General features: G+C 59.1%; 10 protein-coding genes and 1 pseudogene. 1 reads left to right on the top strand and 10 read right to left on the bottom strand.

What is annotated here, in order from left to right; genetic code table 11:
• Positions 1-21: 21 nt before the first annotated feature.
• The 4 genes and pseudogenes from F3G95_RS05145 to F3G95_RS05130 form a co-directional block, all read right to left on the bottom strand.
• A complete protein-coding gene (locus F3G95_RS05145) occupies positions 22-1053 on the bottom strand; it encodes a HAMP domain-containing sensor histidine kinase (protein ID WP_115714960.1) in 1032 nt (343 codons plus the stop codon).
• Positions 1050-1742 (bottom strand): response regulator transcription factor, encoded by a 693-nt coding sequence (locus F3G95_RS05140; RefSeq protein WP_007890426.1) that lies wholly within the window; start codon positions 1740-1742, stop codon positions 1050-1052. The genes F3G95_RS05145 and F3G95_RS05140 overlap by 4 nt, the downstream gene beginning before the upstream one ends.
• Before the next feature lie 226 nt (positions 1743-1968).
• Positions 1969-2082: pseudogene (locus F3G95_RS05135) on the bottom strand (helix-turn-helix transcriptional regulator); the annotation flags it as partial.
• Between the two features lie 214 nt (positions 2083-2296).
• Positions 2297-2518 (bottom strand): hypothetical protein, encoded by a 222-nt coding sequence (locus tag F3G95_RS05130; RefSeq protein ID WP_149794110.1) that lies wholly within the window; start codon positions 2516-2518, stop codon positions 2297-2299.
• A gap of 191 nt (positions 2519-2709) precedes the next feature.
• Between F3G95_RS05130 and F3G95_RS05125 the strand changes: the two genes are divergently transcribed.
• Positions 2710-3717: a D-2-hydroxyacid dehydrogenase gene (locus F3G95_RS05125; RefSeq protein WP_149794109.1), complete on the top strand. Its 1008-nt coding sequence runs from the start codon at positions 2710-2712 to the stop codon at positions 3715-3717.
• Between the two features lie 53 nt (positions 3718-3770).
• Here the strand turns inward: F3G95_RS05125 and F3G95_RS05120 are convergent, their stop codons facing one another.
• The 6 genes from F3G95_RS05120 to F3G95_RS05095 form a co-directional block, all read right to left on the bottom strand.
• Complete coding sequence (locus F3G95_RS05120; protein ID WP_149794191.1) at positions 3771-5141, bottom strand: DUF1254 domain-containing protein; 1371 nt, start codon at positions 5139-5141, stop codon at positions 3771-3773.
• A 27-nt stretch (positions 5142-5168) separates the two neighbouring features.
• Entirely contained in the window at positions 5169-7199 is a 2031-nt protein-coding gene (locus F3G95_RS05115; RefSeq protein ID WP_188117514.1) for a hypothetical protein, read from the bottom strand.
• An 84-nt stretch (positions 7200-7283) separates the two neighbouring features.
• Entirely contained in the window at positions 7284-8600 is a 1317-nt protein-coding gene (locus F3G95_RS05110; protein WP_149794108.1) for a GHKL domain-containing protein, read from the bottom strand.
• 20 nt (positions 8601-8620) lie between these two features.
• Complete coding sequence (locus F3G95_RS05105; RefSeq protein WP_149794107.1) at positions 8621-9346, bottom strand: LytTR family DNA-binding domain-containing protein; 726 nt, start codon at positions 9344-9346, stop codon at positions 8621-8623.
• A 161-nt stretch (positions 9347-9507) separates the two neighbouring features.
• Positions 9508-10809: a 2-hydroxycarboxylate transporter family protein gene (locus tag F3G95_RS05100; protein ID WP_207706440.1), complete on the bottom strand. Its 1302-nt coding sequence runs from the start codon at positions 10807-10809 to the stop codon at positions 9508-9510.
• A gap of 16 nt (positions 10810-10825) precedes the next feature.
• On the bottom strand, positions 10826-11677 hold the full coding sequence (locus F3G95_RS05095; RefSeq protein ID WP_149794106.1) for a DUF6282 family protein: 852 nt from the start codon (positions 11675-11677) through the stop codon (positions 10826-10828).
• Positions 11678-11929 lie beyond the last annotated feature (252 nt).

Raw genomic sequence — 11929 nt, 5'->3', positions numbered from 1 at the left:
ACCCGAAGCAGAAAGTTTCTCTCAACGCAAGGGAAGCATAATGGAAAATTCCGAACCCTTGCCCGGCTCCGAAACCACTTTGATATAGCCACCCTGCCGCGTTACGATCTCGCGGGCCAGATACAGGCCAATGCCCACACCCTGCTGTTCGTGTACTTCTTCCTCACGATAGAAGCGCTGGAAGATAGCGGCCTGATTGCTTTCGGAAATGCCCTTGCCAGTGTCGGTCACTTTGATTTCCACATACATTTCCCACAGCACCACAGACACAGTGATTTTCCCGCCTGCCGGGGTGTACTTCACCGCATTGTCCAGCAGGTTAAAGAGGGCTTCCGATGTCCACTTGCTGTCATGGGAAACGGTCAAATCCTCCGGGCAGTCCACGGACACGGCGATTTCCTTTTTCTCCGCTGCATACACGATCCCACTCATGGCCTGTGCCACGGTATCAAAGAGGCGGCCCGGTTTCTTGTCCAACTGGATCACGCCTGTTTCCAGACGGGAGGTTTTCACAAGGGCCTGAAAGAGAAAGTCCAGCTTATCCGTCTGGCTGCGGATTCCCCGGATAAAGTCGGTGCGCTCTGCCTCGGCCATAGGCTTTTCCAGCAGGGTGTCCGTCGCCATTTTCAGATTGCTTACCGGCGTTTTCACCTGATGGGAAATATCCGATACAAGGGTCTGTAACTCCTGCCGTTCCTCGTCCACCCGGCGGCGGTTCTCCTGCATGATCTGGTAAAGCCTTGCCAGCCGGTGTCCGATTCTGGCAAGCTGGGTTTCGCTGTCCTCTGGCCGCTGGGGCGCTTCATTTCCGGCAATCATGTGGTCTAAGGTCTGGCACAGGTCAGCGGTAAACTGTGATAACCGTTTTCCAAACGCCTGCGTCAGTACAAAAATCCCTACAAGGGCGCACAACAGCAGCGCCCCGCCCGTCAGCAGCACCGCCGTCTGTTTTGTCACAAGAAAAAGGGCTATGGTGATCCCGGACATGGAGAGGGCAAACCCTATTGCCACCCGGCCAAACAGCCGCTTTACCGAGAGGTTTTGAAACTTCATTTTGCCTCGCCTCCCGTCCATTGATAGCCCATGCCGTAAACGGTCTTGATGTAGGGCGCGCCGCCGTCGGATTCAATCTTGCTGCGAATCCGGCTGATAGAAGTTGTCAGGGTGTGTTCGTCTACAAACCTTTCGTCTATATCCCACAGCTTTTCCAAAAGCTGCCCACGGGTCAGCACTTGCCGGGGATTTTTGCGGAACAGGTTCAGCATTTTGTACTCCATCGGGGATAGGGTCAGGGGCTTGCCATTTAAGGAAGCCGTCTGTTCCGAGAAGTCCAGAAACAGCCGCCCGTCGTCGTAAATGTCCTTGGCCGGTTTGTGGTGTTCCAGCATGGCGAACATGGCTTTGATTTTCCGCTGCAAGGCCCCGATCACAAAGGGCTTTGTGATGTAGTCCACCGCGCCCACCTCATAGCCCCGTATCTGGTCGCTTTCCTGATCGTTGGCGGTCAGGAAAATCACGATGGTATCCGGGTGCTGGGGCTTTATCAGCTTGCACAGTTCAAAACCGTTCCCGTCCGGCAGGTTGATGTCCAGCAGCACTAAATTAAATTCCCGCTGGCGGATGGCTTCGGCTGCGGTTCTGGCATTTAGGGCAGAAGTCACGCCGTAGCCGTCTGCTGTCAGGTTATAGGCCAACATCTTATTCAAAAAACTGTCGTCCTCGACAATTAAAATCTGCTTCATATCCTCACTTCCTTTGCTTTTTGCAGATAGTATAACAGGCAAATGTCCGTGAAATGTTACAAGGACAAATATATTTATCATTTTACAGCTTTTTTATGTGTACTGCAATTTTATAAAAGAAAGGACAGCAGTATCATCAAATTGCTGTCCTTGCGGTTTATTATAGCTGGTAGTGTATAAGCGTGGGTTCATCATATTTGGTGTGGTATCTTTAACTATGGGAAACTCCACTTTCCCATTTTGAAATAGACTGTCTTGAAACATTAAGCTGCTCAGCCAGTTGTTCCTGTGTTAATTCTCTACTTTTGCGTAGTGCTATAAGTTTTTCTGCGAACTCCATATGCGTTCCTCCTTTTGATTTTGTGTATAAATCTTATCAAAATACTCATTTGCACTCCAGCAAGTGAGCTATACAATTACATGACAAACGGTGGAGTTTAAGCGTTTTCTTGTATATCTTGATTGTCATTCTACTTTATGTGCCTATTTTAGCATAGAAAAAACGTTTTCTCTATTACTCTCCATTATTTTACGGAATAGTGGGCTGTCTTTCTTTATTTTAGTTGTGTTACTTTATCGCACATGAGCATTGAATTGGGGTCGATAGCTGCAAAATTTTTCATACGCATAACAAGAGAACTGACAGAGTGGGAAAAGCCACAAGCGACCTGCTGTATCAATTTGTTTGAGGGGCGAATATCGTTCAGCGGCGTAATGCAATACAGCGCATAGGCAACGATAATATCCTCTCGGCTCCATGCCACGCGTTCACCCATAGTTCAAAATCTCCGTGCATAGCATCAGTATAGCAGATTTTCTGCATTGTGGACAGTTTATCACATACTTCTTGGGATTTGTGGGATAAGATCCTAAGGAATTCTTAAGAAAGCGGTCCTTTTGCCTCTTGCGGAGCGGGGCGGGGGAGAGTATCCTTATAGAAGAATACACAGGAAGTGAGGGTATCCCTATGCACAAAAAAGTTTTGGTATGTCTGCCCCTGAACGACGCCCACCGCGCCGCGCTGGAGGCATCCGTGCCGGAATTTGAATTCCGTTTCAACGCGCTGGACGACGTCCACGCCGAAGATGTGCTCTGGGCCGACATCGTGCTGGGCAACGCACCGGTGTCGATGCTCCGCCAGAACAAGCACATCGAGTGGTTCCAGTCCAACTCCGCCGGCCCCGACGCCTACCTGAAGCCCGGTGTCCTGCCCGAAAACTGCATGGTGACCAACGCCACCGGTGCCTACGGTCTGGCCATCAGCGAGTGGATGCTGGCCATGTGGCTGGGCATCCAGAAGGATATGTTCCTCTACCGCGACCGTCAGAACCAGCGCCAGTGGGCTCCCATTGACCGCCCCGTGAGGGGCATCACCGGGGCGCGGGTGCTCTGCGTCGGCATGGGCGACATCGGCTCCAACTTCGCCCGCCGCGCCCATATGCTGGGTGCTGAGGTGGTGGGCGTCCGCCGCACGGTCCACCCCGACACGCCCTGCCCGGACTACTGCCTGCGTGTGGTGGCCCAGAGCCAGCTGGACGAGGAGCTGCCCGAGGCCGACCTCATCGCCCTGAGCCTGCCCGGCACCCCTGAGACCAACAAGCTGTTCAACGCCGAGCGCTTCGCCAAATGCAAGGATGGTGCCATCCTCATCAACGTGGGCCGCGGCACCACCGTGGACAGCGACGCCCTCGTGGAGGCCCTACGCAGCGGCAAAATTTTCGGTGCGGGCCTCGACGTCACCGATCCGGAGCCTCTGCCCGCCGACCACCCGCTGTGGGGTGAGCCGGGCGCTATCATCACGCCCCACAACTCTGGCAAGTTCAGCCTGCCCAAGACGCTGGACAACATCGTGGACATCTTCATCCACAACCTCAAGCGCTACGCTGAGGGTCTGCCGCTGGACAATCAGGTCAACCGCACCACCCTCTATGCCGCCGACCAGAACGGCGGCCACCGCCTGCTGAGCACCCTGTAAAACGCTGTAACGATGAAAACGCCATCTGCGCCGAGACGCAGATGGCGTTTTTGCTACTTCACAGAGATGACCGGCGGCGGGAAGCTGTCCAGCGCCGTCCAGTCGGGCTTATAGATGCGGAGGAAAAGGTGGAATTTTTCGTCCGAGACGGGGAGCCAGTTGGTAGTGTCCTCGGGCGCGTCCTTGGAGAGGGTGACGTCCACCGAGCCGTCGGCGTTCCGATGGAGGCCGGAACGATCGTTCACGCAGTAGCGGCTGATGGGGTTGTCGATGAGGAAGTTGTCCTCGCCGTAGGCCGTCACCGACCAGAAGCCGTTGCCCACTGTGGGCGGGAGGGCGTCGAAGTGGAGCGTGTAGGTCTTTTGGCCCGTAAGGTCGGCCCCGGCGCTGTCGGTGGAGGTGCGCGGGTAGATGGCGATGTCGGTGGTGTTGGCCCCGAGGCCCATCAGGGCGACCATCGTCCGGTAGTCGTAGGCGGTGCCGAAATTGCCGATGGGGTCGCCATAGTAGATCCACTGGCCCATCTGGCGGGAATAGCGTGCTGCCTGTGCCCGGAGGCTGCTCTTGAGCTGAAGGAGCAGCCGCTTCCAGCGCAGCCCGCCGAGAGGGCCGAGGGCGGAGGCGTCGAACTGCTGGCCCGGGCCGACGGAAAGGGCCGCGAGGCTGCGGAGAAGAGGCGCGTCCGCCTCGGCGGGCGGGTCTGTCTCCATCAGCCGGTTGGCGGTGTCGAAAAACTCCTGCGGCGTCATGGCGAGTACCTTCTGCACCGGGACGAAATCGTTCTCCGGAGAATAGCTCCCTTCCGGCGCAGCGGCCAGCCCGGCGGGGTAGGCCGAGAGGGGCATCAGCTGCATCCGGCCCTGAAGCGCCGCCACGTTCGGCAGGTCGTCCGGCCCGGAGAGCATGATGCGGGCGATGGTCCAGACCGTCCGGGTGGGAATGTCGATGCGCCGGACGCCCTCGGGCAGCGTGCCCTCCCAGCTCGAGTAGGCGATGGCGTAGGCCCCGGGTGCTTCCAGCACGGCGGCGGTGTTCGTCCATGCGTCCAGTACCTGCACGTTGAAAAAGCGGTCGGCCTCCGGCACGACGTAGATTTGAGGCTCGGCGCTGACGTCCAGCCACGCCTGCGTGTAGATGGTGTCCACATTGGGGCTGACGACCGTGCGGCTGGAAGCGTCCAGCAGCTTCCGGGCGTGGATGAACTGGTTGACGGGGGCGCGGCTGGCGGAAGCGGTCTTCGTGTTGGTGGAGACGGTCTTGGTGGCGTCCACGAGCACCAGCGGGAAGGCGTAGAGATAAGCTTCTTCCAGCAGGGTCTGGATGGCAGAAGCCGCATCGGCTTTCTGGGCCGGCAGCAGCGTGACGCCGCAGGCGGCGGCAGCGGCAGAGGAGAGCTTGAGGAAATCGCGGCGGGTCATTTTCATGGCGGGAGTCCTCCTGCTTTGTCAGATTCAGCGGGCCAGAACGATGGAAAGGGTGACTTCCTTGGCGTCGGGCGAGAGGTCGAAGCTGCCGCCGTCCTGTGCGGTGAGGCAGATCGTGTAGACCTTCTTCGCGCTGAGACGGGCCGGGGCATCGTCGAAGTGCCAGTCGGACACCTCGTGGTAGCGGCCATCCGTGCCGAGGGCGAAGAGCTTATAGTCGGCGGCATTTCCAGTCAGGCCGTTGATGCGGAAAGAAACAGTCGTCGCGGGGTGGAGGTTGTCGAGGGTGGCGGTGTGGAGCCAGCTTGCGGGGGTGCCGGCGCCTCCAGCGGCCTGGAACTCTGCCGCCGAAAGCACCCGGCGGGAGGTCTTGTCCAGATCGACTTTGCGGTAGGGCATCTCGGGCAGGAAGACGAAGCGGTCCTGCAGGCGGAGCAGCTCTTTGTAGCCGGTGGGGCAGTAGAGCTTGTTGCCGTCACGGCCCGCGTACATGCCGATGGCCATGTTGTTGTAGCCGTAGAGGGAGGCGACGTCCACAGTGAGGACGGTCTTTCCGGTGTCGAAGTCCAGCACGATGTACTGCCACATGCCGCTGTCCACGTCCTGTACGAAGCCGTAGATGTAGCCGGTGGCGGTGGAGAGCTTCATCATGGAAGTGTCGCTGAGGTCGTCGCGGCACCAGACGCTCTTCATGGTCCAGCCGTCGGCGGTGCGGATGGTGTCCACCCGTTCGACGCCGGGCATGATCATGCAGTTGCCCTTGAGCAGCCAGTTGCGGTCGTAGATGTTCTCGTAGCTCTGGATGGAAGAGTCACTGTCGGGCTTTGCGAGGTTGGGGCTGCCTGCGCCGAACCAGTTGCAGACGATGGTGCTGACCCGGCCATTGCCGTGGTCGTAGACGATGGCCGAATTTTCCACCGACACCGGCATGTTGGCGGGCAGCTCGTCGATGACCGGGTGGCTGGCGGCGACTTCGCCGGTGCGGATGTCCACGGCCATCAGGCTGACGGTCTCGAGGTTGTCGGTGAAGAAGACCAGCTCCCGGCTCAGAGAGGGCGAGCAGCCGCCGCCCCATGCCAGACCGCCGCCGGTGGTGGCAGCGCCTTCGCGGCTGTCTTTTGCGCCCACGCTGTCGTAGGGGGTGCGCCAGACGACTTCAACGCCGCCGTTGGCGCGCAGCAGGTAGCAGGCAAGGTTCGTCAGGATGACCGCACCCTCCCGGCAGGAGGCAATGCCGTTTTCAGCGCCCTCGCCCGGAGCGGGAGCGTAGACATGGACTTCGTGGTCGAGGTCGGCGGTGCCGCCGGCAAGGATGGCTTCGATGGCATTGTGGGAGATGTAGCCCATCGCGCCCTGCTGGCCGCGGCTGGGGTAGATGCGGAAGCCGCCGGTGACGAACCAGAGGTTGCCGTCGTAGTCGAAGACGATGGAGAGCAGATTCTGCTCGAGGCTGCGGCCAAGCACCCGCTCGGCGGCCTCTTTGATGTTGATGTCCAGTACCTTTTCGAAAACCGGCAGAGGCGTACCCTTCTCGTCGGTGGCGCGAAGCATCAGCACATGGTTGTGGCTGGTGGGGCAGACGATGAGGTTGCGCCCGTCCACAAAGGAATAGGAGCTTTGGATGAGATAACCGCCGCCGTCGTGCTTGGCGGGAGAGAAAAAGCCGATGGTGCGGACTTCTTCTGCGTCGAGGTCGCGGATGGCCAGACCGCCCAGGAACGGGCTGACGGGGTTATCGAAGTTGTCGAAGAAGATGGCCGGGGAGGCGTTGGGGTTCGTCTTTTCCATTGCCACGTTGACCTCGGGGCAGATGCCCACGGGGAGGACGGCGTCGGTGGAGTCGGTGTTGTAGCAGTCGTGGTGGATGTTTGACTCGCTGCGGCCCATAAAGGGGTTGGCGTCCACGACTTTCGCCGTCAGAGGCTTCGGCGGCAGGGCGGTGTCTGCGCCGTGGAAAAGGCCGGACAGAAGGCAGTCTGCCCTGGCGGCAGGGGCCAGCTGGCAGGACAGCAGTGTGAGAGCGGAAGCGCTGAGGAAGTTGCGTCGGGTCATTTTCATGGTGGAGTCCTCCTTTTTTGATAACATGACCTCTCAGCCTCCCCTCGGTAGGGGAGGTGGCACGCCGCAGGCGTGACGGAGAGGTTAAAGGTTCAATAAAATATTCACCCGGAACAAACCGTTCTCGGTCTCGACGGTCATAGAACCGCCATATCTGGAAACGGCCGTCTGGATGGAGACGAGGCCGATGCCCATTCCGTCGTGTTTCGTGGAGTGGAGGATGCCCTGCTGGCGCTTGAGCACACCGTCATAGCGGTTCTCTACCAGCAGGCCCAGCATGGCGGGGCTCAGCATCCGGGCCAGCACCTTCACCTGCCGCTGTTCGGGCGGCAGCTTCTGGCTGGCGTGGAAAGCATTTTCCAACAGATTGCCCAGCATCATGCAGAAGTCAGCCTCCGGGATGGCCAGCTGGCGGGGCAGTTCCAGCCGCCAGTCCACCGGCACGCCGAGGCTGTGGGCCTCGTGGTCGTAGTGACCGGCCAGAGCGTCCACGGCAGGATTCGCGCAGAGGGTGGGACGCTCCTCGCTCAGCTCGGATTCGTACTGGTGCAGGTAATTTTTCAGCTCATCCACCTGCCCGGCCTCGGTGAGTCCGGCGATGACGTGGAGGTGCTGGCGGAAGTCGTGGCGGAGATGCCGCGTCTGCTCCATATAGGTCCGAAGCTCGGTGTAGCGGCGGGATTCCACGGCCAGAAGCTGGTTTTCCCGGTCGAGCTGGGCGCTGCGGGTGTACTCCCGGGCCACCTGATACATCTCGTACAGCAGCAAAAAGATGCCCAGCAGAGAGATGGTGACGGCCAGGACAGCAATGATCATCAGACGGTTGATGAGCACAACGGCCGGGTCCAGCGGCATGCAGAAGACGAGGAAAGCCGCGTAGATGGTGGGCAGCGGCCACGCCGACTGCCAGAAGGCTTCGCCCCGGTACTCCCGCAGCAGCCAGCGGCTCCACTGGACGGCGGTGAACCAGAAGATAATGCAGAGCACGGCCGAGAGCCCCAGCTTGAGCAGAGAGGTGGAGACGAGACAGGCCGGGGCGTCGTTGCCCACCTCAGCCCGGGCGTTGAGCACCACGGAAAGCAGGGAGCAGACTGCCGTCATGACGCCGGAGACGGCGAAGAGAAAGGCGGTCTGGCTCACGGAAACTCCCGGACCCACCCGCCAGCGCAGCAGCCAGAACGCCGCCAGCAGGGTGGGCAGAAGCAGGATGTTGCTGTCCAGCTCGAAGATGGCGCAGAGGGCCGCCGCTGCAAGGCAGATGACAGTGACGAGAGTGGCTGCCAGCACAGCGGTGCGCCGGGGAGCCTTCACATGCTCCCACAGGGGCGCGAGACAGAGGAATGCCCCCGGGTAGAAGACGGCGAGGTCCAGAAAATAGCGTCCAAATAAAGAAAAGTCCAAGGTCGGGCCTCCTCTCGGCGTCAAAGCTCCCGCCGCATATGGCGGAACTGATATTGTGTGAACTGGGCGAACAGGGTGTTCTTATCCTTCTGACGCACGGGCAGGCAGGTGCCGTCCAGCATCTCGAAGCAGTCGCTGTCCAGCCGGAGCACCTTGTCCATGTTCAGGATGACGCCCCGGTTGCAGACGATGAAGTTCTCCTGCGCCCGCAGCAGCTGCTCCACCTGGGAGAAGGTGGAGACGGTCCGGCACTCGCCGTCGTCGCTGACGATGCGGACGTAGTGGTTCTGGGCCATGGCGTACTGGATCTTCCGCAGGGGGAGATGTACCTGCTGCCGTGCGATGCGGACTTCCAGCTCCGGTTCGGCCCGGAAGAGCACCCGCCGCAGCTCGTCGGCCAGCTGGAAGAGCTTTTCTTCCCGGTAGGGCTTGAGCAGATAGTCGAAGGGGTGGACGGGGAAGGCGTCCCATACGTATTCCGGGGACGAGGTCACGAACACCAGCAGCAGGTCGGGGTCGGCCCGGCGCAGGATGCGCGCCGTCTCGATGCCGTTGGTGCCTTCCATGCAGATGTCGAGAAAAACGACCTGATAATTTTTTGAGGGGAACGCCGCCAGAAAGGCGTCGCCGCTCTCATAATGGTCACAGACCAATGGTTGCCCGCCGCCGAAAGCCAGCCGCAAAAGGCTCTCCAACCGCTGAGCGTCGGGCAGGCGGTCTTCTACGACCGCAAATCGAAGCTCCATCCTCAGTTCCTCCCTTATGACCATATTATAACATAACCATCGGGGCTTAGACACAGCGATTCACGCAGGAAACGACCCCATTCACGCAGGTTTGACAGTAAAAAAGAGAGATCGGCTTTGGGCAAAGCCGGTCTCTCTTTGAGAAGAGGTCTTGTGGTATCTTAGAGGAATGCGAAGAGGATGGAAGCGATCAGCAGGACGATGGCGCCGCCGATGCGGGAGGAGATCTGTGCGTAGACCATCAGGTCCATCCGCTTTGCGGCACCCAGAACGGCCAGGTCGCCTGCGCCGCCCATGTTTGCCATGCACAGGCCAGCGGTGATGGCGCTCTCGACAGGGAAGAAGCCAACGATCCAGCCGAAGAGAGCAGAGCCGACGCAGCAGCCGATGACGATCATCAGGACGATGACGACGTTCTGCCAGCTTGCCACGGAGAACATGGTGGAGAAGTTGATGGCGGAGATGCCCATGCCAACCATCTGGATCCAGACCAGCTTGTTGCCGCAGAAGTGCTGGCAGCGGCGGCAGGCCTCGCGGAGGTTTTCCGGGATGAGGTTGAAGATGTTGGCCAAAGCAGCGAAGATGATCATGTAAGCAAAGTTGGGGATGGCAACACCGAACACGGTGGGGAGGATCTTCTTGGAGACCAGCTGGCCCAGCATGAAGAAGCCTGCGCAGATGAAGATGGCAGCAGCGATGTCATCCACGGTGACAGCGGGAGCGGGGTTCTTGGACTCGACTTCCAGAGACTTGTTCTTGACGCGGAGCAGCTCGCCGTGGCCGGTCATCTTAGGGAAAGCGCGGCCAATGAGGTCCATGACGACAGCCATCAGGATGGCGACGATATTGCCCAGAGCGAGGATGGCCATGCAGAAGCTCAGGTAGCCTGCGGAGTCCTGACCGGTGGCGTCGGAGTAGACCTGAGCCATAGGCACGGCACCGGCGCCCGCGCCGCCGCCCATGATGGGCAGGACGTAAGAGGTGATGAGGTAGAGCGGGTCGTTGCCGAAGATGAGGCCGGCCACGACGCCGAACACGCAGGCACCCAGCAGGGAGCACAGCAGCGTGGGGATGTAGAGCGAACCGGATTTGATAAGGACATCACGGTCGATGCCCAGCAGGGAGCCGACGACGAGGAAGGTGATGAAGACGTTCAGGAAGCTGTAGCCGTTGATCCAGCCGTCGGAGACGTTGGTGACGCACTCGGGCAGGAGGTTGAAGTACTTGAGCAGACCGGCAGCGAGGAAGCAGAGCATTGCGCCGCCGCCGAGGAACTTGTTCCAGATGGGCAGGCGCTCGCCGATCTCACCGATCAGGATGCCGAAGGCGAACAGGACGGCGACCGCGCCGATCATCTGGTTGGGGATGATGTTGAAGTAGGCGCAGGCCAGCACGATGATGGCGAAAAACGCATAGATGGGAAGCGGCATTCCATAGAACTGGATGGAATTCAGTTTTTTCATTGTTGTTTCCTCCGTTTTACTGGTCAATATCCAGCAGCCATGCCGGATTGTCGTGGGTCATCTTGCGGACTTGCTCGGAGGTGAATACCTCAGACACCGCCTTGAAGTAGGTGGTGTAGCTTTCGTACCAGTAGGGGTTGACGGTCTGGCCGCTGTCGGTGGAGATGACGAAGTGCTCCGGGCCGATGGCTTTCATGGCAGCGATGTTGTCGGGGATGTTGATCTTATAGCTGCCGTTGACGGGCTGTGCGTAGACGGATTCCAGCAGGACATCGTATTTCCGCACGATGTCGGCCTGCTGCTCGGGAGTCATGCCCACCACCCAGAACTCGGGGTGGGTGATGACGATCTTCTCCACGCCTGCGACGCGGGCAGCTTCCACGACCGGGAAGCACTCTTCTGCACCGATGTGGCCGGTGGCCAGCACAGCGTTGTATTGCTTGACGAGGGCGAAAATGTCCTGCAGCTCGTCCACGGCCTTGCCGTCCCGGGTGACGACGACGCCCTTGGAGGGCTCTTTGCCGTTTTTGCGGTAGTGGTTCTCGGCGGTGTTGGTGGGCAGCCAGATGACCTTTGCGCCCAGCTTCAGCGAAGTTTCCACCGCGTCGGGGTTCAGACCGCCCACCGGACGGTTCAGGCACAGCCCGCCGAATGCGGTGAACTTTACGTCCGGGTACTTTTCAGCTGCTACGCGGTTGACCAGATAGGCACGGTCCGCAGTGGGGACGTTGTGGGACTTGAGCACAATGGCACGCACACCCCGCTGAACGGAGGCTTCCATCAGCTCGAGATCGTCCAGTTTCCGCGCACGGACGTCCGGGGCTGCATGGATGTGCATATCAATGATGCCCTGCATTACGTTTTCCATAGATTTTCAGCTTCCTTTCGACGAAACTCTCTTGTACATGGAGTACTTTTCCTGTATTTAGGATAATCGAAAATGGATGATTTGTTAAATAACGGGTTTGTATCTGATGCCATTCCAAAAATGAATGATAAAAATGCAGGAAATGCATCATGAGGACGAAAACATCGTCAAAAATGAGTCAATGCGGGAAATTGGATGAGATTTCCATAGAAAAACGGAATGGATAGAACTGATCCTGCGGAATATGGGACC

It is taken from the genome of Faecalibacterium sp. Marseille-P9312 (assembly GCF_902497445.1).
Taxonomy (GTDB): domain Bacteria; phylum Bacillota; class Clostridia; order Oscillospirales; family Ruminococcaceae; genus Faecalibacterium; species Faecalibacterium longum.
The sequence above is the reverse complement of the archived record's forward strand: the minus strand, read 5'-3'. Positions and strand labels throughout refer to the sequence as shown.

Coding starts and splice junctions, on each gene's coding strand:
- F3G95_RS05100 (WP_207706440.1), bottom strand. CDS start 10,809: ATGAAAAAACTGAATTCCATCCAGTTCTATGGAATGCCGCTTCCCATC.
- F3G95_RS05145 (WP_115714960.1), bottom strand. CDS start 1,053: ATGAAGTTTCAAAACCTCTCGGTAAAGCGGCTGTTTGGCCGGGTGGCA.
- F3G95_RS05130 (WP_149794110.1), bottom strand. CDS start 2,518: ATGGGTGAACGCGTGGCATGGAGCCGAGAGGATATTATCGTTGCCTAT.
- F3G95_RS05095 (WP_149794106.1), bottom strand. CDS start 11,677: ATGGAAAACGTAATGCAGGGCATCATTGATATGCACATCCATGCAGCC.
- F3G95_RS05120 (WP_149794191.1), bottom strand. CDS start 5,141: ATGAAAATGACCCGCCGCGATTTCCTCAAGCTCTCCTCTGCCGCTGCC.
- F3G95_RS05140 (WP_007890426.1), bottom strand. CDS start 1,742: ATGAAGCAGATTTTAATTGTCGAGGACGACAGTTTTTTGAATAAGATG.
- F3G95_RS05105 (WP_149794107.1), bottom strand. CDS start 9,346: ATGGAGCTTCGATTTGCGGTCGTAGAAGACCGCCTGCCCGACGCTCAG.
- F3G95_RS05125 (WP_149794109.1), top strand. CDS start 2,710: ATGCACAAAAAAGTTTTGGTATGTCTGCCCCTGAACGACGCCCACCGC.
- F3G95_RS05115 (WP_188117514.1), bottom strand. CDS start 7,199: ATGAAAATGACCCGACGCAACTTCCTCAGCGCTTCCGCTCTCACACTG.